Origin of the sequence: Paenibacillus sp. CH40 (assembly GCF_024213605.1) — a bacterium.
GTDB classification, from domain to species: Bacteria; Bacillota; Bacilli; order Paenibacillales; family Paenibacillaceae; genus Paenibacillus; species Paenibacillus polymyxa_B.
Map to the genome: position 1 here is coordinate 611,418 of NZ_JANAVQ010000002.1, position 24,997 is coordinate 636,414.

Here is a 24,997-nt window from a genome sequence, read left to right on the forward strand (position 1 = left end):
AATAACAAGAGCCATGACTGCGTGCATACCGCATTCATGGCTCACCTTGTTATGATAAATATTCACCCTCAATAATTTTCTCCAGATAATCTTCCGGCCGTGTAAGAAACTCGGCAAAGCTTCACACATCCGCATATTCCTGATGCTCCTCGTCATAATAACCCAGGCACTTCTGCTTCGGATTCCACACCAATATAATATCCGAGTAATTATCTACTTTTAGAGACAGACGCAACAGCTTTTGCCGCCCCACCTTCATCTCAACCGTATCTATGAATGAGAAGAACTCAACAAATTGAATATCAAGATCATTTTCTGGCAGGTCCACACGGAGCTGATCCCCCGTCAGATGTCAAAAGAAAATAAGGTTCTAGACTGAAAAATAAAGTGTTAGACTCGGCAAATAAAGTTGTAGACTGAGAAAATAAAGTTGTAGACTCACAATGCTTCATTAAGCTAACGGGCAGGTTAGTGAAGAACCCCCATTAATTTAATTTGGTGGGCCTCTTATCAGTGTGGTATCGCGTTAGTAAATGTTAAAAAAGGTTTTTGGTCACTTTTTGAGTTAAATGTTCTATTTTCGGCATCAACACTTCATCATCAATTGCTGTCAGCTTTTCGGGCTTAAACAACTGAATCCTCTTTAATTGAAAATAATCATATAAAACTTGTTGAACCGTGAATTGATTGGTCATCAGAAATTTAACATCGAACATCCCTCTTAGAATTTCATCCTGCTTTATTAATAGCCTGCCGTTAAGTTGATTGAAAATCCCTTTTTGTTTACCTTCCTCAAAGAAAGCCAGTATCTTCTCTTCTCGCTCCTTCATAGCTTCATTAAAGCGATCAAATAAATCCGGGTAACTGGTTTCGAGGTCCTGAAGGATAATATCCGAGAAATAAACGACTAGAGATATGGTTTGTTCAAATATTTGCAAAAAACGAGTACCGAAACTTTGAACCGAATCCAAAGGGTTGTGAGTCAGTTCCTTCATGTATTCAATAAAACCATCTACGATGAACTCGACAATTTCTTCCTTGGTTGAGAAATACTTATATAAAGTCGCTCGGCTTATCTCCATTACTCTAGAAATTTCGTCCATCCGAACGGACTGAAGGCCATTTTTTCGTAAATAAGGAAGCAGCTTATTCATAAGCTTAGCTCGTGTTTCGTTTTTTTTATCTGATATCTGGCTATTCACATAAAGCCCCCCTTACTTTTATTATAACCGGAATTTCGCTTTCGTCACAAATATATTTTGCAGATTATACATAAATGATTAAAAGTGTTTACTGTGTAAATGTCTTTATGCTAAGATGTAACTCGAAGCTAAAACATATAAAAAGCGAGGTAACTAAAATGAAAACGCAAAAACTCGGTCACAGCGATATCGTCGTTTCTTCTATCGGATTGGGTATGATGGGCATGTCCCCCGGCATATATGGCACCATTGATGATGAGGAGTCCATTAAAACCATTCATCGGGCGCTTGATCTCGGGGTAACTTTGCTTGATACTGCTGATACATATGGCAACGGCCATAATGAGGAGCTATTAGGAAAAGCGTTGAAGGGACGAAGAGAACAGGCAATTGTCGCTACCAAGTTTTCGTATGGTCCAAATTGGGAATTCATCGGAGGACACCCGGACTATGTAAAGAAAGCTATTGATGAAAGCCTTCGACGTCTTGGTCTCGATTATATCGACCTGTATTATCAACATGCGGTAGATCCTAATGTTCCAATTGAGGAGACAGTTGGTGCTATGGCTGACTTAGTTAAAGCAGGTAAAGTACGTTATCTTGGTCTTTCTAATGGCCTAAATGGATCAGTTATTAGTGCATCTACACTTCGTAAAGCGCATGAAGTACACCCTATTTCCGCAGTCCAATCGGAATACTCCATTTGGAGTCGGGAAATTGAAGAAGAAGCTCTACCTACCGTAAAAGAATTAGGAATCACACTTGTAGCTTACAGTCCTCTAAGCAGAGGCTTTATTACGGGGGAACGTCATATGAATGAGAACTTCCAAGCTGATGATATGCGCAATCTTTTTACACGTTACAAAGGTGAGAACTTCCAAAAGAATATTAACATCGTTGATAAACTAGCGGAAATCGCCAAAGAAAAGAACTGTACGGTACCTCAACTAGCAATAGCATGGACAGTAGAAAGAGGCACATTGCCGATTCCTGGTACGAAACGCCGTAAATATTTGGAGGATAATATCAAGGCACTTGATATTCATCTTACGTCTGATGATTTTGCCCGTATTGATGCTGTTAGTCCAAATGCGTTTGGTGGTCGTTATTAATAGTAGTATCCTGTTGCGGAATAATGCTAAATATAAATCCTAATCACAGCGGATGTTGATGTAGTGCAGATTACGATCGAAGTTTTAAAAGTAAGGGCGATTAAGCTAACAGGAAACGTTAGTTGAACGACAACAGCGGCAGTCTAAGACTTTATTTATCAAGTCTTGGTCCGCCGCTGCTTCTTTTAATTGATCAGTCTAAAACTTACTTTTCAAAAGCTGACGATTCTTCAATTCAAAAACCGCGTTAAATCAACGACTCCAGTCTAATACTTTATTTTCACCGAACATCAGAAAGGCTATTAAATCCTTCGGAAGCTTGTAGCTTTTCAAAGCATGTCGTTTATTTTCCAAATTATGAAATGTCGGAGGCTCTACAGACTTTAAATACTCAGCCATTTCTACGTTTTTATTACTTAGTGCAATTGTATATGCCCGTTCTCCATCTTTTTCTGCCAGCGTCACATCAGCGCCTTGCTGAACCAAATACTTCACCATCGCAAAATCGTTGTTGCGTGCCGCCACTGTCAAAGACGTGGCTTTATAAGGATATACCATATTAGGGGCATTGAAATTAATATCTACGCCATGTTCCAATAGTAATGCTACTGTTTTTAGGTCATGCTTACTAACTGCGCTGCGGAGTGTTGCTCCAGCATGTTGCTTCATATCGAGGCCCAGCTCATGGATAAGCAGCATATTACTTTTGTTACCGTAGTAGGCTTGCTCATAAGCACCGGATTTGACATGATTTTTCCCGTCCAGCTTGGCGCCATGGGCGACCACATAACGGACAATCTCTTCGGTACCATAGCGAACAGCCTTCAGGAATGCGGGATTATCCTTCACATTAAGTTGGACCCCCTCATCGACCAGTAGCTTCAAGACTTCCATTTGCTCAGTGATGAGTGTAATATCCAATGGACTTAATGTCGTATATTTGCTGAGTACGATTCCTTGTTCTATGTCCCAGCCTTCGGTCAGCGCTTGGCGTAAAGCGGATATATTGCCTTGAACGATATGCATCGCTATCTCAGGAAGAACCTCGAAATTGCCTACATCTTTTAATTTAATCATCGTTATTCCCTCACTCTTTATGTATCTAGTATTAATTATGTATATCTATTTTATACCAACCTCTCCTTTGTATAAATCCAACAGATTCCCCAAAATTCATTATTCACTCTAGCGCAAACAAGTGAGTAATAGAGGTCAAAATACCTTAGAGAAGCTATCATTGTATTATGATTCCGTATACCCTGTGCAACGAAAAGGGGCTCCCGGGCTCCGTCCATCCAATCCATATCTAAAATATTCACATAAACTATAATATTTATCTGGAATATTAGGAATTGAGGAATTCCTATGTCTATTATTCGAATCTATCTGGAAGCAGACAGTATCGTATCTGGAAACATTGCTATCACAACAAGTATCAATGTCACTCCAGTGGTTAATCGTTACACAGCTATTGTCGTGCTTGGTAATATATTAGGTGGAGTGACCACTATCCCAGCACAAAATTTCACGAATGATAGTGGTACTTCAGTCGCGGCAAACAGTCTTGTGGTTCCGACCAGTAGCGGATACTACAATGTATTTGTAAATGGACGTTGCAGCGAGGCGGCTTAACAACGCTTTCTGCTACAAACCTAATTATAAATACAGGCCTGATTGTTGGCGCAACAGTAGTCGTTGAGGTTATTAATTTCAACTCTAGTGCCTCCTCAACCTCTGTCAACAATGTTACAGTAACGACTACCATAAGCGACTGAGAGAATGCCTTCGTAAAATCACTATAAAAAAACCGCCAAACACAGGGTTTACCCTCGTCTTTAGCGGTTTATTTCTCTTTGAACCCCGAATATTTAAATCTTGAAGTTCTCCACAAGCACCTGAAGCTTCTCGGCAAGTGATGAGAGAAGCGCTGCGGAGGATTCCACTTCTTGCATGGCAGCAAGCTGTTGCTCCGAAGAGGCTGACAGGGACTTTGCCCCTTCAGCCGTATGGTTAGAGACCATTACGGTATTCTGAATGGCTTCAACGAGCCCTTCAGAGATCAGCGCCAGATTCCGAACTGTGGCTGATATTTGCTCGCTTTGGGAAGACATATCGGAGATGGAGACCTCGATCTCGGAGAAGGAGCGTCCGGCTGATATGATCAACTCTTTGCCCTGCATCATTTCGTCCGTGGAACGCTTCATAGTTTCTCCTGCCTTGTCCATTTGGGCGATAATCAGACTGATCAGCTCGCTGATTTGTGTGGCAGAATTGGCAGAACGTTCGGCCAGCTTGCGGACAGAGCCAGCGACAACGGCAAAGCCCTGACCTTCTTCTCCGGCGCGCGCAGCTTCTATCGCTGCATTCAAAGACAGCAAGTTGGTCTCCTCGGCGATGCTGGCAATGGTGCCGACAATGTTCTCAATCTCCTTGGAGTGGCTGCCAAGCGTATGAATAATGCTTGAGAGATCGCCGATGCTTTCGCTGACAACTCCCATTTGGGAGGTGGTGGAATCCATCGATTCCCGGCCAAGGCGTGCTTTCTGGACATTATCCGCGGCCTTGTTCATTGCGATGTCCGCATTGCCAGCAATATCGCTGATGAAGCGGGACATATCCTGAATAGCTTTATAGCTTCCTTCCAGGTTTTGCAGTTGGGTATGCGCCCCATCTGCCAACTCAATCGTAACATTCACGCTATGCTCTCCAGCACGGTTCGTTGCCTGTGCGCTGGCAGACAGCTCTTGAGAGGAAGAAGCGACCAGCATAGAGGTGTCATTGACCTGAGTAATCAGGTTGCGCAGGTTCATTGTCATATCGTTGAAGTCGCGGGCCAGCGTCCCGATTTCATCCTTGTTTTTGAAGAGAAGCGGTTCATGGGTAAGGTCGCCCTTGGTAATGGTGTTCACAGAGGCCGACAGCTTGGTAAGCGGACTTACCATATGGCGAATCAACAGGTAAACAACAAGGATAGCCACGATGAAAATGGAGCCGCCAATAATAAAGGGCTGAACAATAATATCCAACGTCCGTTCCTGAATTAACGAGCCGTCAAAATTGATGGCCATCAGTGCAACAATGGGCTTGGTGGGATCATGGTCCTGATAAATGGGGCCGTATCCAGTTTTGAGCGAGGTTCCTTCATATGTATAAACCTTGGAATATGCTGAATGTTTCATGGTAGTTATCATTTCTTTGTCTTCGTCTGTAAAGTAGAAGGAATCGCCAGCTTGATAGCCTCTTTGCTTGAAGTTGGCATCGGCGGCCAGAATTTTTCCATCCAAGGAGATAATGAAAGCCTCTTTAAAAATAGGCTTATGTGCTACAATCCAGCCGATCCGGTCTTCAATGGCAGCAAGTTTGCTGTTATCTCCACTGACCAGAGCCGATATATCCGCAGGATCTATAAGGCCAGTCGTAATATTGGCGCAACCCACCAGCTCGATCCCAGCAGCTTCATCCACTTGATGATAAGCGGTACGATATCCGAAGTATCCAATGGAGGAACCTACGAGAAGCAGTATGATGAGCATCATCCAGGTTAATTTTGTTGCCAGCTTCATTATTTGAACCACCAATCCTGACTCTAATAAATTTTTGTGACCATCCGTTTTCACTGCTACGATTATAGCCTATCAACACTTACTATAATATGGCATTCCAGTGTCGGAATATGTCGTTTTTTGTGAGAATAGTCACTGTTTTTTGTAAACGGGGACGTTGCAGCGAACGGCCGTCATTAATGGCGCAGTAACGACTACCATAAGCGACTGAGGTGAGAGAGTGCCCTCTGTTAAATTACGACAAAAAAACTGCTAAACACAGAGGTTTACCCTCGTTTTTAGCAGTTTATTTTTCTATATATCATGTGTTTCATCGGTAACGTATTTTGATTTTTATAGCTGTATTCAGCTTTATTTTTTGTGGGCTAATAAGAGATTAACTATCGTATCCAATTGAAGTTCCAATGAATAAGGATCTTCCATCACAAACTCATCCTCTTTATCGCTGAATGAATCGTACATATAAACCTGTCCTTTTTTTACAGCCAGAAGTCCTTTCCATAGCTCACTATGCAGAATCTGATTAGCCCCTTCATCTTCTGAACCGTATACAAAGATGTGATCTCCCATATACTCGGGTAAAACCTCAAGTGAAATATTTTTAAATCCTTCTTTCATGTTCAATGCCTTCTTGGTAGGTGGCAGCTTTAGCATCTGATAAATGGTCGGACTTCCGTAATTGCCGCCTTTCGCTGCCAAAACATATATCGATTTATTGGCGACTTGTACAATTGAAACCGTCTCTCCGTCCTTAACGATACCTTGAATTTTCGTTCTGGCCTCTGCAGCTTTCTTCTCGTATTCAGTAATCCACTGCTCGGCTTCTTTCTGCTTGCCAAAGATTTCACTGATTCTACGGAATTTATCCAGCGGTCCCGCTGTAGATTCGCCCTCCCAATACGGCAGGAACACGGTCGTTCCTACCTTTTGGTAGCTGTCGATGTTCTTTTCGATTGAACCGATAATTAAATCCGGTTGCAGAACGGTCAGTTCCTCTAAATCCATAGGAAAATCACCGAGATCCTTGATTCCGGCCAACTTCTCTTTGGGATATCCCGATCGATCAATCCAAGCCTCATTCAGCATATAGCTTCTGACCCCCACCGGAATAATCCCCAGCTTCAAAAGATGCCCCATATACTGATCCGATGCCACTCGTTTCGGGTTTGCAGGTACTTCCACATCGCCTTTTAATGTCTTAACCGTTCTTGTCTGTGCTTGCACTGCCGCTTGTCCATCGCTGTTGGATGATGTCGCTGTATGATTAGCCTTCGTTTGCGAGCTTCCATTTGTATTCGTCGGAGCCGAGCAAGCTCCCAGCATCAATGATAAACACAACATAATCATCATGGCCGTTATTTTGACTCTTCCGTGCATGAATAAATCCCCTTCCGCATGATACCGATATTGATAATCAATATCAGTATAACGTGTGAAAGATGTCCGCTGAAGGGCATATTTAAGCATCGTTTGGGGCATATCCTGATCTTGCTTCTGGGCAGGATGCTCCAGCTCCTTTTTGAATCGTACGGGAGATAGTCCCTTATATTTCTTGAAGCTGCGACTTAACGAATGGGCATCTGGATATCCCACACGCTCTGCGATCTCCTGCAAAGTGGCGTCCGTCTGTATTAGCAGTTCTGCCGCTCGATCTGCTCTTACTTGGCCCAAGTAATGAATCGGACTGGTATGCATTTTACTTTTGAACAACCTTGATAAATGTCCAGTACTGCATTCTAGCTCCTCCGCAATGGACTCAAGTGTCATAGGCCGACTAAAATACTCACGCATATAGGCTACAGCCTGCGATACAAGGTCGGGCTTAAGAGGTTCGATGTCCTGCCCATACAACTGCTGCAACAACTCATATACAAATTGATGAAATAAGGCTTTAACATGCAGTTTGCCAAGTCCAGAAGCTTCACGCCATTCTTGCTCCAACAGCTTCACTTTATCGTACAGGGGCAGCGGGTAATGAGGTGCGAAAGCATAACTGATTCTGAAAAGGATTTTCCTTTTCCAGCAATTGTGCAATCTCCTTGCGACCAGGCAGAGCCAACGTTGCCTTGTACAAAATGATGAAATATTCAAGCCCCTCTTCCGCCAGGATACTCAGGCACATTCCTTTTCCGCCATGCAGTACATGGAAACGCTCTACCCTGTGAATACTGTTATCCAACCGTACCCGTGCGCTTCCACGCACAGCATACAAGAACCCACTAACAGGAAGTCGATAGGTTCGTAGCTCCTCCCCTTTTTCGATCTTCTTATGACGAACATCCATCACCTGTATAAAAACATGATTCCACAGCATAATGTGATCGTTCAACTTCATTACTTCCGCTCAGCCTCCATCCAAACCGTTCCTTCGCTTAATATTCCGCCCTATCAGAATTAAATTCATTATAATTGATAATCATTCTCACAAACAAGCGATTGTATGTAACTTCCTCTGAACAGTTCAAAACCATTGATTATGTATGTATATATCAAAATATAAGTAAAAAAGCCCTGCAAAAGGGCTATCTTTCTTGCGATTCATTCTACTGTTGAATGGAGATCTACCTGTATGATTATGTTCCAAATCGTTTGCGGTACCCGCATTTTCGGCATAACTCTTCTACCGCTTCTCTCTTGGAGAAACCGAAGTACAGACGGTTGGCACGTTCCCCTTCCACAATGTCGGAAAAAGATTGCTCATGCACGTTACCTAAATTAATGACACCTTCTCCATCAAGACAGCAAGGGACCACTGTTCCATCCACCAATACCGCCGCCTGGCTACGGAGTGCATGGCAAAAGCCTTTTCCGTCATCTTCCGGGGCACTGAGGCTCGGCCATTCAAATTCATGGTCTTGATTCAAATAAACATTTGGTGCGATTTTGACCCCACTGCCCGGTATCACCTTTTCCTCAATCCGATAGTCCAGTCCAAACTCTTGCTCCAGTCGTTCAAGCGTTTCCCGGTTGCGCTGACGCTGCACATTAGTCAGATTATCCTGAGTCAGGTTCCAGAGACGGAACGAAATAATGACATTGTGTTTCACTGCTTCTCTTACAAACGTGAAAATATTACCCAAATATCCTTCTCGATCCACGGAGCCTTCATGCCCGTCAAAACTGTGGAGAGAGAAGTTCATCTGACGCAGCGCTGGTTGCCCAAGCAGCTTATGTCCGGTCTTCGGCAGCAAGGTACCATTGGTGGTTATATTGACCTTCAAGCCTTTCTCATGAGCACTTTCCAGCAAAAGATCAATTTTCGGATGGAGCAACGGCTCTCCTTTTACATGCAAATAGATGTAATCCGTGTGTGGTTTGACCTGATCAAGCACATTTCGAAAGACTTCCGGATCAATAAATTTTTTGACACGCTGTGTTTGAGGACAAAAACTGCATGCAAGATTGCAAATGCTCGTTATCTCAATGTATACCTTTTTAAAAGTTTTCAACATGATTTCCCCATTCTAACCTTCATCCGGAGCATCTTGTTTATGCTCACTAATCTTATGATTATAACGGGTTATCACCGACAGGTAAACTCTCCAGTCTCCCCCTTGGTGTGGGCATCAAATGCTCGACGCATACGCCTATCCAAGATTTGATTTGATATTTTCTATTGACCCTAGGTCTGACCTAAGGTTTATAGTGGAGTTATTCAACTATCAGTAAGGAGTCCTGTCATTGAAAGAACACATTACGATCAGCCAGCTTGCTCAGCTCATGAATGTATCTGTACATCAACTGCGATATTTTGAAGAAAAGGGAATCCTGTATCCATCACATACAGAAGAAAATCAATATCGGATGTACGGGCTTCATGAGATTTATCAGCTTTCGCATATTTTATTGTTACGCAAATTAAATGTCCCTGTCGGTCAGATTCAAGAATGTATGACTTCCTATGCTGCCGATGATTATAACCAGCTTTTAGAGCAATCGTTGCAGAAGGTACAAGCTGAAATAGCTAACTTGAAAATGCATGAACAGTTTATTCACAAAGTGCTAGAAGAACATGATAGCCTGACTCAGCGAAATGATGAATATCAGGTCAAACGATTAGGTCCCCGTCATTTAAAGCTATGGTTTGCATTGGAGAATGGTCAAGAGCTCACTGCCGGAAACTTATTTGAACACCGCCCGGCCCCACCTCGATTATTTGAAAATGACCTGCATTACTTGTCTGATGCCGGACAGGTGAAGCTATGTTATGAAACGGTGGATGTGGCTGACTATATTCTGGAAGAGGGCAACTATCTTTATAAGCATCTTTCCGTCATTGAAGAACCTGAGATTGATTATGAAATTAAACAAATGGAACGATATGTAGCTCATCACCAATATAACTGCCAAAGCAAGATTGTCCTAGTAGAAAAATCTTATCTTTCGATGTTCGACAACAACAAGCTGCAATACGAAATTCAGGTTAAAGTAGAATAAATCTTGGAGGGCGTTACATGAGTGCAAAATCCTTTGACATTGTTGTATACCAGAAACAAGACCATGAAGCCGTTTGCAGTCTTTTAGTCGAATCGTTTAAAGCAAAATTTCAATCTCTTGTTACACTGGAGGATCAAGCTATACAGCAGTTGTTAATGCAGGTTTGGGTTCAAAATCCTTATTCTACATCTATGAAACAATTTGTAGCCAAAGAGAACGAAGATGTTGTCGGTGTTCTTTCCCTCAAATGGAAGACCCCCTCCTCTTCACTTCCTGAAACAAACCCCATTTCTTTGGCTCCGCTCCTAAAACAGTTTGGTTGCTTTAATATATTTAAATTTTTTACAGGTATGCATGCGCTGGAGTATCCCCCCGCTGCAGATGAGTGTTACATTGATCATTTGGCAATTCGTTCAAGTCATCGTAACCAGGGAATAGGACGCCGTCTTCTAGCTTTCGCACAGCAATTTACGGTTGAATCTGGTTTTCATGCATTGACGCTCCATGTAGCGCATAAGAACCAAGGGGCTATCCGTTTGTATCACAAACTGGCGTTTGAAGTAGAACAATCCAAGTATAATGGGTTACGGCATTTTTGGTTCAAGGAGCCTGTATGGTATCTGATGAGTTGGAAAGAGAATCTGCATTCGAGGAGAGGACATCGTTGAAAAAAACATTCAAGCTTACTTTTGGTATTGCGGCAGCTCTGGCTGTTGCCTTGATACTAATTGTTCTATATCAAAATTCCTACAAGATGACAGAAGAAAAAATACAAATTAAGACACCTAAAGGGCTGTTAACAGGTACATTAGCTTTGCCTAAGAACTACTCGGGAAAGGTTGGATTGGTTGTTTTTGTCCATGGGGATGGTCCTGTTAATGACACATATGATGATGGATACAAACCACTGTGGGAAAAGTTCGCTTCCAAGGGTTATGCCTCCCTGTCACTGAATAAGCCCGGTATTAACAGCGCTCCTGGCAATTGGCTTGACCAAAGCATGGAGGACCGCGCACAGGAGATCCGATATGCAATAGACTGGGCAAGAAGCTTACCTGTAGTTGATAAGCAAAAAATCGGCCTATGGGGAGCCAGTCAAGCAGGATGGGTCATTCCGAAGATCGTTAAAGAGGAGCACAATATTGCTTTCAGCATCCTTGTATCGCCTGCCGTGAACTGGATTTCCCAAGGACAATTTAATACCAGAAAAGAAATGGAACAAGAAGGAGCTACTCCGCAAGAAATTCAAAAGACATTGAACTACGATCAAGAAATTCTACAGTTACTGAAAAAACATGCTTCTTATGAAGAATATCTAAGCATAGCCGATCCTGAGGATATGATCTCCAAAGAAAGATGGAGCTTTATAGGCAAAAATTTTCTGTCTGATTCCACCGAAGAATTAAGTCACTTCCATTCTCCTATACTCTTGGTTCTGGCTGGTAAAGATATTAATGTTGATGTAAAGGATACCGAGCGAGTATATCGCCAAAAAATACCTTCAGAGCTACTGTCCGTGATTCATTTACCTGAAGCCGACCATTCCATGATGGCTGAAAAAATCGCGCGTTCAAAATCTCTAGCTTTCTTAACAGCCGTATTCGCCCCAAGAAAATTGGTGAATGACGAGTACCTGAAAATCCTTGCCGATTATGTCAGTCAGCGTTAAACAATGATGTTCTTTTTTGCCATACTTCTTTTGAATATGCTAATGAAAACCCCATCGAAAGATAAAAGGGCTGACCGGAACCCACAAAAATTCTTTCTGCACCTTTGTCCTTGACTCTTTTTATGGCTTCATAAATAACGGCTTTTCCAAGCCCCATTTTTCTATACTTAGGTATCGTACCTACCGGCTCCAGTATTCCTATTTTATTTAGCTCGTCGTACCAGAGAGTAGTGAAAGAAGCAACTTCATTGTTTTGATCCAGGATGACTACATCCAATTCCGGTATATAATCAGGGGCTTTTCTCAATGATATATAACATCGTTCAGCGACATTATGATCCGGATAATCGCCCTTGTAATACCCAAATGCTCTTCCATGAGCAAACCCTTTTTCAAAATCCCCCACTTCATTCGCATCCGAAATTCTAAACCCTTTTGGTAATTCTACCTTTACATCATGGGGTACATTCATATAGGACGTCGTTTCTTTCCCATCCTGCAAGATATAACTTCTTTTTTTCAAAAGCTCCTTAAGTTGTTCTCCCTCCTCGTTTACGATTAAATCTAAAGTGGTTACTCCCTCATTGTGTAAAGCTAATTTTATTTCAGCATAATCTATTAATTCATTTAGAAATTCATTTGAAAAATCTCGATCTGCAAGCTGGAAATAGGCTTCACCTATGTTACCTTCTCCTTCCGGGTGAACAACAGCAACAATTTCTTTATGCTCATCCTCCCAAATCCCAACAGTCTCAGGCCACATTTCAAATGTATTGTGCATGATTTGTCCCCAATATCTACAAAAATTCCATCGATCTATAAACCAATTTTTGAGGTTGGGACTACTTTTGAGGGAGTGTTTCAAAAAATCTCTAATCCTTAAAAAGTCATGCGTTTCGAATTTTTTCTGAGTATACTTCATTATTTACCTCCTGCTCTTCTGCAATGACCTTATTGTAAAGATTCTGGAAGTTCAGATATATGCCAAGTTCTTTTATCAAATGTTTGTAACGTTATACTTATAAGAGGACAACAAAAACCCACAGATCATCTCTGCGGGCACATTTTTTATTTTTTTGAATATACGATTTTCTTAATGCGGTCTACAGACAGTCCGTATTGTTCTGAGAGTTCGTCAATGGGCACCCTCTCGCTGAATCTTGCACGTATCTCTTCGTTCCGAATGAGATAATAAAGGGCTGCGCCTGAGCTTTCTCCCCATCTCCGACGCTCACTTGGACGACTTGGAATATAAATGAGTTCTCCTTGTATATACCGCTGAACTTCCTTAAGCAAATCATCAGGAAGTAGGTCAGTTGCCTTCAAATAATTCATGTAGGGCTCGCTCCTTAAAATAAATTTTACATTTTAAGGGCAAAGCCTGCGTCTGCCAATAACTAATCCTTACAGGCGAAATATATTCGCTCCATACCAAGCTTCGCCTTGTTTATTCCGCAGGCTTTGCATGGAGCAGATTGAGTACGAAATCAATGATACGATACATCGTTCCCCCTCCTTTTTGACATCATATTGGTTTTCACTTAGTCCAGTTCAATGATTAGGAACTCAACTCATATTATTGTAAAATGCGAACTGCGATGAAACAACGATCAAAGTTACACTCGCGAACAATGGGTTGCTAGTGCTACTTGCAGTGACGTTCAGTCAACATGGAAAGAAGCATATAACCCATTTATAAAAGCAACGCTCTTGTCGATATCCTGTTCCTTTGTTTCTTCTAATAGAATATTTATATAAGGTTTCTTATCTTTTAATAATTTCAGTAGAAAATTATAGTTTAATATCCCTTTTCCAACAGGCACAAACTTTATCGCATTATCCTCAATAATGAAATCCTTTGCATGTATAATCACGATTCTGTCTCCAAAAAGATCAAATGCTTCTTGGAAAACAGATTCCTGGTTTTGATAATTATTTAGGGAAATAAAGTTAGCCGGGTCAAAGATAACTTGAAGATTATTAGACGGAACACTATCCAGCAATCTTCTCATTCGCTCCGGTGTATGAATAGGATGATTAATTCCCCCCTCAATTCCTACGATTACACCGAACTTTTCTGCTTCCGCTACAAGTTCTCTGACATTTTCCACTACATCCAAAAAAGGCTTCTCAGTAAAATTCTCTTCGGTATAGACAATCTCCGGGTTTACATTTCCCGTCTCGGTTCCAACAATGCTGCAGCCAAAATCACGTGCAAACCGGATATGCTCCTTGAATCGATCCAATTCTTTTCTTCTTTGACTTGGGTCAGGGTGGATCATATTGATGTAGCAACCTAAAACCGCTATTTGCACATCTTTTTCCCGAAAAATACTACTTATATAGTGAGCAATGCCAGGACTAAAACTTCCTAATTTTGTATTCACTTCATGTAGTGATTTACTTACGGCTAACTGAACGGATGTTAGACTTTTACTTGATATGATATTCACTGCTTCTTGTAAAGAAACGTTTTCAATATCGTGTGCCCGAATTCCTAAATTTGCATTCATAGCCGTCCTCCATTTTAGATTTCAAAAAGCCGTATCAAAATCCAATGACCTGCTTTATTGACTCGATCAATTCAATTAAACCAGCTTCACACTTATACCATTACTTCATGTTTGGTTTCATGATTATCTTTATATTTTTTAAGATTTTCATACCCCACAGGGTTATTTCCCCAAGTTTTTTCATATTCCCAACCTGTTAATTGTTCAAAAACTTGTCGGGCTTCCGATGTAACCTCTTTTTTAGAGCCGCCATTTTTCAAGCGTTTAATTTCATCCATCAAAACGACATGATTTTCTTTAGTTAATTTGTAACGATAGGAGATAATCAAACCTCCCACCAAAAAGAAGAGCGTACCAAACAGCAAGATAGAAATAATAGCTGTTACAGCTGAATCCGGTTGTGATGCTTGCCCGGATACAAAGCCTGCTTCTTGCAATGCAACACCTACTAAAAAGACTGCTAGCGCCTGAGTCCCTTTTCTGATCAAACTCATTACACCGGCGAACACACCTTCACGTCTTTGACCAGTTAAAGCTTCATCTACGTCTGGAATAAATGCGTAGTTGTTCCATGGGATGTAGTTCAAACCACCGCGTCCCAACCCGCAAATTCCAATCATAGCAAATAGTAAAACAGTGTTATTTAGCGTTCCAGTGACCTTTAATACAATAAATCCAATAACTCCTGCGATAAAGAGAGAAATTGCAGTTCTAAACGCCGGAGCAGGATTCAATTTAATCGTTAAGGTAAGAGCAATCCATACGCCAAAAAGCTGCATGACATACATAAAGGTTAATAAGTTGGATGCGGCAACGGCATTTTGCAGGAGAGCAAAAACAACAAAATATGTAAATACGGCGTTGAATACATCCTGACTTAAATATCCACCCAAATACATACCCAGATGGTGACGGAATGTTTTTACTCGTAAAGTCGAGAATAAATCCGCATAGATCTTATGAACATTTTGTAAAAAAGTTCTATTACCAATCACTTCCTCTTCAGGTATTTCTTCAAGAGGACGTTCCCATGTATTTCTGTAAAGCAGTGACAATACCACTACAAATATGACAGTGAAAATAATACCTGAGTACAGGAATGTAAGAGGATCATCCTTACCCAATGCTTCCACAAGACGGCCAGGAATAAATGCAGCGAATACAGCTGAAGCCTGAGCAACAAACATTCTTGCACCTGTAAACTTCGAACGCACTTTATAATCGTTACTCATTTCAGCGGCAAGTGTATCATAAGGAATTAAAATCATGGAGTATACAATTTCAAACAAAATATAGGTTAATAAGTAATACCAGTAAGAAAAACCGGAAACCCAAATGGCGGCATAGACAAGTACAAGTGGAATGGCGGCTAATATAAAGAATTTTCGTCTTCCAAAGCGACGGCCAAGTTTTGTTTTATGAAAATTATCTGTAATATATCCCATAGTTGGCGCTGCAATCGCATCAACAATCCGAGCAATAGCGAAAATAGAACCTGCTTGAATGGCAGTTAGGCCACAAAAAGTTGTTAAGAAGAAAAGCAACCATGCTGCTGTCAATGCAAACGCGCCTGCCCCTAAGAAATCACCTAACCCATAGGACAAATAATTAATAAATTTGGGTTGTCTAACCACTTTACTCTCCTCCATTTTGGGGTTGTATTAGATATAAGTATGAAGATATTCGGATAGACAAAGCACAGCCAGCGATTGTCCATAAGGCATGGTAGTCTGTCTGATTTCCTTGTAAAATTCTAAAGTATCTCCCATACCTGTTCCTACAGATACCCTTTGCAATGCTCCTTCTTTATTAATTTCATTAATAATTCCGCAAATAGCCTTGTGGGCGACTTCTTTATAGTCCTGGTCGATATACCGCTTATGAATGGATTTTAAAATTCCATATGCAAATCCAGCTGAAGCTGAGGCTTCCAAATAAGAGGTCTGATCATTAATTAGTGTATGCCATAATCCGCTTGCATCCTGATAGTTGGCAAGAGCTTCAATTTGCCTGTTCAATGTATCAATTAGGAATTCACGAAGAAAATCCCCCTTTTCCAATTCCAATATCTCAATAATCTCGGGAATCGCAATGGTAATCCAGCAATTTCCTCTTGCCCAAAGCGCTTCGGCATAATTATGGTTTTCTTCGAATGTCCAGCCATGGAACCATAAGCCTGTCTTTTTGTCCGTTAAATATTTGATATGAATTAGAAACTGCTTTTTGGCTTCTTGCAGGTATTCAGGTTTGTTTAGCAGCTTACCGATTTTCGCCAAAGGCAACACAGTCATCATTAAGGTATCGTCCCATAGCTGATTTTTATTCTCCGGTCCATAGGTCATATGTTGTAACCCATCTTCTTTTGTACGAGGCATATCATGCATTACCCATTCAGCCCAATCCTCCAAATAGGGCAGGTATGTCTGGTTTCCGGTATCTTCATATAAAAATGCCAATGTTAATAGCGGCGCCATCGTATTGACGTTTTTCGGCGGTGCACCTTCTTGGATCTTTGCATTGAACCATTCATTGATAATATCCAAAGCTCTTGGGTCATCAGTTAATTTCCAATATTTATAGATTCCATATAACCCTACACCCTGAGGCCAGTTCCAAATATTCCAGCTTTTATCATCCACAATTAACCCGTCAAAATTGAGTAAAAATTCACCGCTTTGGTCTTTGATTTGTGTGAGATTATTCATTAATAAATGAATACGATCAATGACCTCTTTCTTTTCGAAAGCTTTTACCTGCAACACAACAATCCCTCCAAATAATGATCTCTTTATCTTCATTTGTCATCGCTTACACTTATACTGTTATTGTATTGAAAGTGCTTTCTTGAAACTATAAAAAAAACAGTGGATTACGTTTAAAAAACATACTTGTTTCAAGAGACTGAGTGCTTTCATTGTTATGCCCACGGGGAAACTCACTCTGGTTGCAACGCAAAAACACCTCCAAGGTTATTTCCATATCTGACGATACGGACGAATTCTCTTGAAGGTGTTATGATTACTTATTTTTTCCTAAAATCCTTTCAGCTTGTTTTCTAAAGGACCTCGCTCCATCTTCCGAAGTAATTTTCTTAAATAAAATCTGTTCGGATATATTATCAAGCGCTTTCATTATTTCCGAATGGCCCAGTGGATCAATCGGATCCGTGGTGTGTACATTTTGAGACACTTTTTCAACATAATCAAAAATTTTGGTTTCAACTTCGGATAATTCTGGCTTGATTCCTTTGATCACCTTTGAAGATACGGGGACACCTCGATCACCTTTGATCAACTTATTGGCTTCCATATTATTTACAAAGAAATTAATGAACTTAGCCGCTTGTTCTTTTTGTTTTGAACTCTTAGGGATTGAAAAGAACATACTCGGTCTTAAAAATAAAGCAGTTTCGTTCCCGTACTCAGGAGGCAGTTTGATTGATAAGGGTGCTTTAGCCGATTCGGCAAATCCTGAATATTGATTGGACCAGTTCCAACTCATTGCTGCATTTCCTGTTACGATAAATTCATCATGAATTCCTGCTACATGTGCTTGAACTTCTGGAGTAGGGAAGGCCTTTGCATCAACTAACCTAAGCTGCCTTTTAAAGTAATCAATGAATAATTGATCGTCCGTATAACCAAGGCCTGTACCCTTTTCATTATAAAGACGCGAACCTTGTGTTCTTAAATAGTAAGGGAAAAATACATCGGCAGGGTACATTCCATTTGTACCGTATACGTCTGTAGCATTTTTGACCTCGATTGCTACTTTTTCGAAGTCATCCCAAGACCAATTTTCATCTTCAATTTTAATACCAGCTTCTTTTAACAGATTATCATTTGTAATAACAGAAAGAACGTTCGATCCAAGTGTAAAGCCATATAATTTATCTGTAATCCTTCCACCGGAAATGACGTTTTCATCAATGGATCGAATATCAATCGTCCCATTTTTTATATACGGAGTTAAATCATCCAGTCGACCTTTTTCACCATATTGAAACAGGTAGGCTCTATCCATTTGAATCACATCTGGTAATTGGCTAGCGGCAGCCATTGGAGCAAGCCTCTTCCAATAATCCTCCCAGTTGGCATATTCCTCTACAATTTTTACATTTGGATTTTCTTTCTCATACATTTGAATAACTTTCAACGTATATTCATGTCTGGATTGGTCACCCCACCATGCCACGCGCAGGGTTACTTTTTCACTTTCTTCTTGATTATTTCCTATATTGTTTAAATTGCAAGCAGCGACTGAAAGGAACATTATAAAAGCAAATAATAACAAGCCAAACTTTTTCAAGCTTTAGCCTCCCTTTTGCGAGTGAGCCTATATTATTCGTTGTTAGCTCTTAGCTGGCAAAACAAGCGGTGGATTCATGTACCTTTTCGGTATTCAGAAGGTGTATAACCAGTATATTTTTTGAAAACCTGACTAAAGTATTGGGGGTTGTCACCAAAACCGATTATTTTGGCCAACGTGCCCACCTTCACATCGTCCATTTTTGAAATGTACTCCACTGCCTTTTCAATTCTTAATTTAGTAAGATAGGTTGAGAATCTCTGGCCCGTTTCCTGTTTGAACAGTTTTCCCAGATAATCTGGATTCATATATAGAATATCATTGGCTACCATTTTTAATGATAAATCAGGATTACCTAGATTCTCGATTAAAATTTCTATTACTCTACTAATTACGGAAGACTGTTTTGACTTGAGACGATTATAGTACTCATTGGTCATTTTGCTGGCTATTGCTTCGATATAATCTTTCATCTGCTGGACAGTTTCCATCTCTAACAGTGCAGATGTTCCCATGAGGTAACCTAGCATGCGATCTGTATCTACCGTCTGCACAATTGCAATATAGAGCTGTATATAAAAGGATTTTGTCGAATCAATCCCTAGCCGTAAATCTGTCATTTTTTCAAAAAAGCTGGTTATTTCTTGACATACATCCTGGATATGCCCGGATTTGATTTTTAGAACAAGTTGCTGCTCATCGATAATAAAATCATTGGGGACGGTTGTATTTGCCGGTAAAATATCTTTTCTCGTTATAATGCTTCCTTCCCCCAAATAAAAACGATGCTTCAAACACTCCATTGCCTCAAGGTACAAGTTCCTAGCGTTTCGGAAATAGTTCCCTTCACTTATGGCAACAGTGGTATCTCTTTTGAAATATTGATAAATGGTCTTTCTTATTTGTTTAATTTGTTGATGTAATTTTTCCGAGTCATGATCATCCTTGATAAGGAACAGTGCATATTCACCAATATTGGTAGTTACCAAGACAGAGTCGAGGATCTCAGCTCCAATATTTTTGATGGCAAACAAATGTTCATAAGAAAAATAACCTTCCATCATAAAAAGAACGATTCTTAACTGCTGATTATTTATTTCAAAATCAAAAAGCCGCTCATAGAATGATAAATCATTATCTAAGTAGTTTTTACTCGTTAAGAATTCGGTTAGCAAATGTGCTTTGATATAAGGTTGAGCGTTTTGATATTTTTCCCACGTTTCATTAATAAAGGTTTCATGAACCTTTTTTTCATTTAATTCATTAACGGTATCGTTAAGTGCAGCTGTAATTTTATCCTCATTACATGGCTTTAACAAATAATTTTTAACATCATAGTGCATGGCGGTTCTCGCGTATTCAAACTCACTGTATCCGGACAATAGGATGAATTTTATAGAAGGATATTTTTCATGCGCCTTTGAGATAAGACTAAGTCCGTCCATACCAGGCATTTTAATATCACTGATAACAATATCAGGTTTTAGTTCAACAATTTTCTCGTACGCATCAATCCCATTTCTCGCCGTTGCTACAAGCTCCGTATCCAATGCTGCCCAATCGACCACACTGGAAATACCTTCGACAATAATTCTTTCGTCATCTACCAATAATACTTTATATGACATTCTATCACCCCGTTTGAACAGGTAAAACTACCGTAATTGCGGTCCCTTTTCCCGAAAGATTTTCAATTCTTAAACCATACTGTTCGCCAGCATAAAGCTTGATCCTATCATCGATATTATTCAATCCTATTCCAGTACCTATAGGATTTATTTTGCCTTCTTTTACTTTTTGAAGTATCAGAGGATCTATGCCAGGCCCGTTATCTTCTATCCGAATAAATAGCTTGTCCTCTTCCTGATAAACATGCAATTTAATAACTGACAAATAGATGGAAGGCTCAACTGCATGCTTGAACGAATTCTCCAGAAGCGGCTGCAATATTAACTTTGGAATCTTATATTTTGCAACATGGGAGGGAAAGTCCATCTGAAAATCAATCCGGTCGTCAAACCGGTATTTTTGGATTGTTAAATAGCTTTTTAAAATCTCAAGTTCTTCTTCGAAAGTGATAATATCCCGGTTAAAATTTATGGAGTATCTCATAAGATGACCAAGGGCTTCTACCATGCTTGAAATTTGCTTCTGTTTATTTGTTTTAGCCAACCAATTAACAGATTCCAGTGTATTGTATAAAAAGTGTGGGTTTATCTGAGCCTGAAGTGCTTTAAATTCAGTTTCCTTTATCAGCAACTGCTTAGAAAAGTTCTCCTGGATCAACTCATCAATTCTTTGGATCATTGTTATAAAATTCCTATAAAGAATCCCTATCTCTCCTTCATTAATCATAGAAGGATTTAATAAATTTACTGCGTGAAAGTTCCCCTTTTGGACTTCCTGCATGGTAGATGCTAATTCTTGAATGGGATTCGTAAACTTTCTTAAAAATTTAAAACCAAGGGAAATAAGAAAAACAAACATTAACATAAAAACCAGTACCAAGGTATATTTCGCAGCAGTAATCTTGGAAAACATCATGTTAAAGGGAATGATGCTCCAATATGTCCAGTCTTTAAAATCGGTTGTAATATGGCTGACAAAGGTTCTTTCCCCATTAATGTATTCAATACTATATCCTTGGTCATTTTTTGCATTGAAATAATATTCTTTAAAATCATCTATTCCTTTTTCCGAATAAAAAACCTCATCTTCTTTTGTAATCACAATATTTCCTGCTATTTTTCCATGAGGTTTTGGTAAACCGCTTACAATCTTGTCTAAATCAACACGAATAAGCAGTTTGCCAATGGTTTCAAAGTTTAAGTTCTCATAAGACTGGATAAGGCGAACAGAAATTAAATCCCCATTATATCCTTCCAGCTCCATCCAATGGTTTTTACCCTCATCCTTATCCGCCTGACTAAGAGCAAGTTCCCTATCTTTATTCTTTATTGGATCGCTACTATCCCCAGCCACAAACTCCCTACCTGCTGAATCGTACAGATAAATGGAATGAACGTAATTTGCCGGATCCACATATTTCTCCAAATCATCTCCAATTTTCTGTTCAAGACGATAGAAATCATAACCTTTTACATTTCCTTGAAGATCTAATAAATTTTTTTGAATATACGGATCGACTGCTATGTTATAACTAACTTCTTCTACTCTTTCAAGCTTATCTTCTACATTGTTGGACGACATCATCAGCACTTGTGAGGATTTTGCATAGATTTGTTCATCATAGAGGGAAAATGCATATTGAAGGCCTCCTAATACAAATACTAGTGTTGTCAGCATAATCAATGTAATCGTTAAGAAAAGCTTTACGTTTAGCTTTGAATTTATATATAAATTCGCAAAGTAAAACCATATCTTCTTCATGAACATGAAACAGCTCCCTCAGTTCGGGAATGATACAAATTCGGATTTAGACATTTTCTTTAATATTTATTATTCCAAATAAAATACTTCCTTTAAATTTCTTGACACAGGACTGTCATCAGGATTGGTCTCCATTAAAGGCTTCATATAAGTCCACCATTTTTGGCAAATATCTGTAGCGCTCCAGACTTTAAAATCAATTTTGTCTTTTGCAGTTTTCAGGATGAATTTGTTTATCTTTCTTATTTATCTAAATTACACTAAAATACGATAGATGCCCTATGACGCAATTCACTAAAATATTGTTTTCATTGAACTACTCTTCATTCAAGAAATGCATGTAGCTAACAGATTTCGAGTCTGAACCTTCCATAAAATTCTATAAACCATACTAATCAACGACAAAAAAACGGCATTTCTGCCGTTTTTCTAAAGGATGGACTCTCAGGGACTCGAACCCTGGACCAATTGATTAAGAGTCAACTGCTCTACCAACTGAGCTAAGAGTCCACAATAAAATTATGGTGGAGCCTAGGGGGATCGAACCCCTGACCTCATCGCTGCCAGCGATGCGCTCTCCCAGCTGAGCTAAGGCCCCAAATATGTAAGTGAATCAACTGTTTCAAGCGACTTCTATATCATATAAAATTTCTAACCCTGTGTCAATACTTTTATAAAAAAAATATAATTTTCTCCCTCCATGGCCCAGAAAAGATACAGTCAGCGATCAGTCGCTGGCTGTATCTTTAGATAACAGTGTTTTCAGTTCCTTCATAAACATATTGATGTCTTTAAACTGACGATAGACGGACGCAAAACGTACGTAGGCGACTTCATCCACTGGGTAAAGCTGTTCCATGACCAGCTCACCGATCTGCTGGCTATCCACTTCTGTGGCTGCTGTGTTGCGGATAGCGTTCTCTACCTGGGATACGATCATATCCAGTTGCTCGACGGATACTGGGCGCTTCTCGCAGGCCCGAATGAGACCGCGCAGCATTTTATCACGACTAAACTCTTCACGGCTACCGTCTTTTTTGATGACCATGAGCGGGGTTTCCTCCACCATTTCAAAGGTGGTAAAACGCCTGGCACACTGTTCACATTCACGGCGACGACGGATGGACTTGTTATCATTCGCAGGTCGCGAATCCAACACTTTCGTGCCATTGTAGGCACAATACGGACACTTCATAATCTCACCACTTTCTTTTTCCAATAAATTCCCGAAGATTTTTAGTAATAATTTTGTTGAAACGGATCATAATATGTTTACCACATCGCGAGGAGGTGAACAACAATGGCACAAGGAAACAATGGCAACTCCAACAATCTGGTAGTCAGCAGATCCTCCGGCGCTCTGGAGCAAATGAAATATGAAATCGCTCAAGAGCTGGGTATCAGCATTCCTCAAGATGGATACCAAGGTAACATGACTTCCTATGAGAACGGTTCGATCGGGGGCTACATCACAAAACGCCTCGTAACGATCGCCGAACAACAATTGGCAGGTCAATACCAATAATCGCGGTAATAATGCAGAAATAACAAGATAAAGTGTATGGATGGGCTGCTAAAAACAGCCTGTCCTGCGCTTTTTTCATTTTAAAGCGAAAAGGCTCATCATGTCATTAACTTGCCATTTAAAAATCATTATAAATTTTCGTGTATTGCCTGTAGTAATAAATGACCCGCTGTACATAATGTCGTGTCTCACCAAAAGGGATTTGCTTAATGGACTCTTCTTTTCCATCCCACACTCCCTTATCCAGCCACTCTTGAACTTTACCCGGCCCTGCATTGTAAGCAGCTACGATTGCTACAGGATTATCCTGAAACTTCATGGATAGGTTATGCAAATACCAGGTTCCCAACTCAATATTGGTGCCAGGCTCATGCTTGACACTGTCCAGCGGAACCTTTTGAATCTGGGCACTGTCCATAATCCAATTTGCCGTATTCGGCATAATCTGCATCAGGCCCAGTGCACCCTTATGCGACTGCTTGCTGGTTTTAAAATTGGTTTCTACACGGATAATAGACGCCACCAAAAATGGGTCCACTTCATACGTTTGTGAATACTGCCGAATCTCATCCTTATATTGAATTGGATAGAACCAGGACATCCAATTTGAATTAAGGAACAGGATCAGGACAAACCCGACAAACAAAGTGAGCAGGACTCTTTTCTTTCGCAAAATGTTCATGCAAGTCCCTTCCGCTGCCAAAATTGATCAATTTGTCGTTTCGTCTCAGTCTGTGTTCCGCTATTATCGATAACGATATCGGCCAAGCTTTTCTTTTGTTCAATATCCATTTGTGCGGACAGCCTAAGTCCAGCTTGCTCCTCCGTCAGACCGTCTCTGAGCATCAGACGCTGGAGCTGAATATCACGTGGTACGTACACAACCATAATTTCCTCGTACAAGCTCTCCAGCCCGGACTCGTACAGTAACGGGATATCTGCCAAAACAAGCTTGTCCGGCTGTTCCCGTTCATATGCTTCCATGCGCATACGCATTTCCTTACGAATAGCAGGATGTGTAATATCGTTAAGCGCCTGCCGCTGGGCAGGGTCTCCGAATACAATCTCACCCAGTTTTTTGCGGTGCAGGGTTCCGTCATTGTTCACTATAGCTAGTCCAAAATGCTGTATGACCGCCGCCAGCACCGGATGCCCCGGAAGCATGACTTCCCGGGCAATGGCATCTGCGTCGATCAGCAGCGCACCTTTGGCGACCAAAAGAGCCGACACGGTGCTTTTTCCGGTAGCAATACCTCCGGTTAATCCGATATTCATGCT

Annotated in this window: 23 protein-coding genes, 2 tRNA genes and 2 pseudogenes; 6 read left to right on the forward strand and 21 right to left on the reverse strand. The window is 40.5% G+C overall.

The features are described from left to right. Positions 1 to 49 precede the first annotated feature (49 nt). Together NLX73_RS09290 and NLX73_RS09295 are read right to left on the reverse strand one after the other, a co-directional pair. Positions 50 to 349, reverse strand: a pseudogene (locus NLX73_RS09290) (ankyrin repeat domain-containing protein); the annotation flags it as partial. Positions 350 to 536: 187 nt separating this feature from the next. Beyond that, positions 537 to 1,202, reverse strand: coding sequence for a TetR/AcrR family transcriptional regulator (locus NLX73_RS09295; RefSeq protein WP_114495293.1), 666 nt, complete (start codon positions 1,200 to 1,202; stop codon positions 537 to 539). Between the two features lie 158 nt (positions 1,203 to 1,360). On the opposite strand from NLX73_RS09295, the gene NLX73_RS09300 reads away from it, so the two are divergent. Then, the gene (locus NLX73_RS09300) at positions 1,361 to 2,314 is read left to right on the forward strand and encodes an aldo/keto reductase (RefSeq protein WP_254325964.1); all 954 of its coding nucleotides are present in this window, start codon (positions 1,361 to 1,363) and stop codon (positions 2,312 to 2,314) included. A 270-nt stretch (positions 2,315 to 2,584) separates the two neighbouring features. On the opposite strand, the pseudogene NLX73_RS09305 reads toward NLX73_RS09300, so the two are convergent. Beyond that, a pseudogene (locus tag NLX73_RS09305) lies at positions 2,585 to 3,391 on the reverse strand (ankyrin repeat domain-containing protein); the annotation flags it as partial. Positions 3,392 to 3,679: 288 nt separating this feature from the next. On the opposite strand from NLX73_RS09305, the gene NLX73_RS09310 reads away from it, so the two are divergent. Beyond that, complete coding sequence (locus NLX73_RS09310) at positions 3,680 to 3,946, forward strand: DUF4183 domain-containing protein (protein ID WP_254325965.1); 267 nt, start codon at positions 3,680 to 3,682, stop codon at positions 3,944 to 3,946. Between the two features lie 236 nt (positions 3,947 to 4,182). On the opposite strand, the gene NLX73_RS09315 is transcribed toward NLX73_RS09310, so the two are convergent. The 4 genes from NLX73_RS09315 to NLX73_RS09330 all read right to left on the reverse strand — a co-directional run bounded on the left by NLX73_RS09315 (position 4,183) and on the right by NLX73_RS09330 (position 9,329). Further along, a complete protein-coding gene (locus NLX73_RS09315) occupies positions 4,183 to 5,877 on the reverse strand; it encodes a methyl-accepting chemotaxis protein (RefSeq protein WP_254325966.1) in 1,695 nt (564 codons plus the stop codon). A gap of 351 nt (positions 5,878 to 6,228) precedes the next feature. Then, positions 6,229 to 7,818 (reverse strand): AraC family transcriptional regulator, encoded by a 1,590-nt coding sequence (locus tag NLX73_RS09320; protein WP_254325967.1) that lies wholly within the window; start codon positions 7,816 to 7,818, stop codon positions 6,229 to 6,231. Between the two features lie 10 nt (positions 7,819 to 7,828). Further along, a complete protein-coding gene (locus NLX73_RS09325; RefSeq protein ID WP_254325968.1) occupies positions 7,829 to 8,212 on the reverse strand; it encodes a hypothetical protein in 384 nt (127 codons plus the stop codon). A 238-nt stretch (positions 8,213 to 8,450) separates the two neighbouring features. Beyond that, complete coding sequence (locus NLX73_RS09330; protein ID WP_061828666.1) at positions 8,451 to 9,329, reverse strand: radical SAM/SPASM domain-containing protein; 879 nt, start codon at positions 9,327 to 9,329, stop codon at positions 8,451 to 8,453. Between the two features lie 229 nt (positions 9,330 to 9,558). Between NLX73_RS09330 and NLX73_RS09335 the strand changes: the two genes are divergently transcribed. The 3 genes from NLX73_RS09335 to NLX73_RS09345 are packed head-to-tail and all read left to right on the forward strand — an operon-like array spanning position 9,559 to position 11,983. Continuing rightward, the gene (locus NLX73_RS09335; RefSeq protein WP_254325969.1) at positions 9,559 to 10,314 is read left to right on the forward strand and encodes a helix-turn-helix domain-containing protein; all 756 of its coding nucleotides are present in this window, start codon (positions 9,559 to 9,561) and stop codon (positions 10,312 to 10,314) included. Positions 10,315 to 10,331: 17 nt separating this feature from the next. Next, positions 10,332 to 10,982, forward strand: coding sequence for a GNAT family N-acetyltransferase (locus NLX73_RS09340; protein WP_254325970.1), 651 nt, complete (start codon positions 10,332 to 10,334; stop codon positions 10,980 to 10,982). After that, positions 10,979 to 11,983, forward strand: coding sequence for an alpha/beta hydrolase family protein (locus tag NLX73_RS09345; protein WP_254325971.1), 1,005 nt, complete (start codon positions 10,979 to 10,981; stop codon positions 11,981 to 11,983). Before NLX73_RS09340 ends, NLX73_RS09345 begins: the two co-directional genes overlap by 4 nt. Here the strand turns inward: NLX73_RS09345 and NLX73_RS09350 are convergent. The 12 genes from NLX73_RS09350 to nrdR form a co-directional block, all read right to left on the reverse strand. After that, entirely contained in the window at positions 11,970 to 12,905 is a 936-nt protein-coding gene (locus NLX73_RS09350) for a GNAT family N-acetyltransferase (RefSeq protein WP_254325972.1), read from the reverse strand. The genes NLX73_RS09345 and NLX73_RS09350 overlap by 14 nt on opposite strands. Before the next feature lie 146 nt (positions 12,906 to 13,051). Then, positions 13,052 to 13,318 carry a CD3324 family protein gene (locus tag NLX73_RS09355; protein ID WP_071640172.1) on the reverse strand — a complete coding sequence of 89 codons (267 nt, stop codon included), beginning with the start codon at positions 13,316 to 13,318 and terminating at the stop codon, positions 13,052 to 13,054. A gap of 326 nt (positions 13,319 to 13,644) precedes the next feature. After that, complete coding sequence (locus NLX73_RS09360; protein WP_254325973.1) at positions 13,645 to 14,496, reverse strand: sugar phosphate isomerase/epimerase family protein; 852 nt, start codon at positions 14,494 to 14,496, stop codon at positions 13,645 to 13,647. 92 nt (positions 14,497 to 14,588) lie between these two features. Next, positions 14,589 to 16,130 carry an MFS transporter gene (locus NLX73_RS09365; protein WP_220027493.1) on the reverse strand — a complete coding sequence of 514 codons (1,542 nt, stop codon included), beginning with the start codon at positions 16,128 to 16,130 and terminating at the stop codon, positions 14,589 to 14,591. A 27-nt stretch (positions 16,131 to 16,157) separates the two neighbouring features. Continuing rightward, positions 16,158 to 17,258: a beta-galactosidase BglB gene (bglB, locus tag NLX73_RS09370; RefSeq protein WP_254325974.1), complete on the reverse strand. Its 1,101-nt coding sequence runs from the start codon at positions 17,256 to 17,258 to the stop codon at positions 16,158 to 16,160. Between the two features lie 256 nt (positions 17,259 to 17,514). Next, on the reverse strand, positions 17,515 to 18,804 hold the full coding sequence (locus tag NLX73_RS09375; RefSeq protein WP_483311701.1) for an ABC transporter substrate-binding protein: 1,290 nt from the start codon (positions 18,802 to 18,804) through the stop codon (positions 17,515 to 17,517). A 74-nt stretch (positions 18,805 to 18,878) separates the two neighbouring features. Beyond that, positions 18,879 to 20,432, reverse strand: a complete 1,554-nt coding sequence (locus NLX73_RS24940) for a response regulator (RefSeq protein WP_302055333.1) — start codon at positions 20,430 to 20,432, stop codon at positions 18,879 to 18,881. Between the two features lie 4 nt (positions 20,433 to 20,436). Then, entirely contained in the window at positions 20,437 to 22,194 is a 1,758-nt protein-coding gene (locus NLX73_RS09390) for a cache domain-containing sensor histidine kinase (RefSeq protein WP_254325975.1), read from the reverse strand. Between the two features lie 69 nt (positions 22,195 to 22,263). After that, positions 22,264 to 22,431: an L-rhamnose mutarotase gene (locus tag NLX73_RS09395; RefSeq protein WP_483311702.1), complete on the reverse strand. Its 168-nt coding sequence runs from the start codon at positions 22,429 to 22,431 to the stop codon at positions 22,264 to 22,266. 200 nt (positions 22,432 to 22,631) lie between these two features. Then, positions 22,632 to 22,704, reverse strand: a tRNA-Lys gene (locus tag NLX73_RS09400). 12 nt (positions 22,705 to 22,716) lie between these two features. Continuing rightward, positions 22,717 to 22,792 (reverse strand) — tRNA-Ala (locus tag NLX73_RS09405). Between the two features lie 129 nt (positions 22,793 to 22,921). After that, positions 22,922 to 23,389, reverse strand: a complete 468-nt coding sequence (nrdR, locus tag NLX73_RS09410; RefSeq protein ID WP_013309614.1) for a transcriptional regulator NrdR — start codon at positions 23,387 to 23,389, stop codon at positions 22,922 to 22,924. A 105-nt stretch (positions 23,390 to 23,494) separates the two neighbouring features. On the opposite strand from nrdR, the gene NLX73_RS09415 reads away from it, so the two are divergent. Beyond that, a complete protein-coding gene (locus tag NLX73_RS09415; protein ID WP_013309613.1) occupies positions 23,495 to 23,719 on the forward strand; it encodes an alpha/beta-type small acid-soluble spore protein in 225 nt (74 codons plus the stop codon). Between the two features lie 118 nt (positions 23,720 to 23,837). Here NLX73_RS09415 and NLX73_RS09420 read toward each other — a convergent pair whose 3' ends face one another. Beyond that, a complete protein-coding gene (locus NLX73_RS09420; RefSeq protein WP_023987928.1) occupies positions 23,838 to 24,401 on the reverse strand; it encodes a lytic transglycosylase domain-containing protein in 564 nt (187 codons plus the stop codon). Then, a complete protein-coding gene (gene coaE / locus NLX73_RS09425) occupies positions 24,398 to 24,994 on the reverse strand; it encodes a dephospho-CoA kinase (RefSeq protein ID WP_254325976.1) in 597 nt (198 codons plus the stop codon). Before coaE ends, NLX73_RS09420 begins: the two co-directional genes overlap by 4 nt. Between the last annotated feature and the right edge of the window lie 3 nt (positions 24,995 to 24,997).

Coding starts and splice junctions, on each gene's coding strand:
- NLX73_RS09300 (WP_254325964.1), top strand. CDS start 1,361: ATGAAAACGCAAAAACTCGGTCACAGCGATATCGTCGTTTCTTCTATC.
- NLX73_RS09310 (WP_254325965.1), top strand. CDS start 3,680: ATGTCTATTATTCGAATCTATCTGGAAGCAGACAGTATCGTATCTGGA.
- NLX73_RS09315 (WP_254325966.1), bottom strand. CDS start 5,877: ATGAAGCTGGCAACAAAATTAACCTGGATGATGCTCATCATACTGCTT.
- NLX73_RS09325 (WP_254325968.1), bottom strand. CDS start 8,212: ATGAAGTTGAACGATCACATTATGCTGTGGAATCATGTTTTTATACAG.
- NLX73_RS09330 (WP_061828666.1), bottom strand. CDS start 9,329: ATGTTGAAAACTTTTAAAAAGGTATACATTGAGATAACGAGCATTTGC.
- NLX73_RS09340 (WP_254325970.1), top strand. CDS start 10,332: ATGAGTGCAAAATCCTTTGACATTGTTGTATACCAGAAACAAGACCAT.
- NLX73_RS09350 (WP_254325972.1), bottom strand. CDS start 12,905: ATGAAGTATACTCAGAAAAAATTCGAAACGCATGACTTTTTAAGGATT.
- NLX73_RS09355 (WP_071640172.1), bottom strand. CDS start 13,318: ATGAATTATTTGAAGGCAACTGACCTACTTCCTGATGATTTGCTTAAG.
- NLX73_RS09360 (WP_254325973.1), bottom strand. CDS start 14,496: ATGAATGCAAATTTAGGAATTCGGGCACACGATATTGAAAACGTTTCT.
- NLX73_RS24940 (WP_302055333.1), bottom strand. CDS start 20,432: ATGTCATATAAAGTATTATTGGTAGATGACGAAAGAATTATTGTCGAA.
- NLX73_RS09390 (WP_254325975.1), bottom strand. CDS start 22,194: ATGAAGAAGATATGGTTTTACTTTGCGAATTTATATATAAATTCAAAG.
- nrdR (WP_013309614.1), bottom strand. CDS start 23,389: ATGAAGTGTCCGTATTGTGCCTACAATGGCACGAAAGTGTTGGATTCG.
- NLX73_RS09415 (WP_013309613.1), top strand. CDS start 23,495: ATGGCACAAGGAAACAATGGCAACTCCAACAATCTGGTAGTCAGCAGA.
- NLX73_RS09420 (WP_023987928.1), bottom strand. CDS start 24,401: ATGAACATTTTGCGAAAGAAAAGAGTCCTGCTCACTTTGTTTGTCGGG.
- coaE (WP_254325976.1), bottom strand. CDS start 24,994: ATGAATATCGGATTAACCGGAGGTATTGCTACCGGAAAAAGCACCGTG.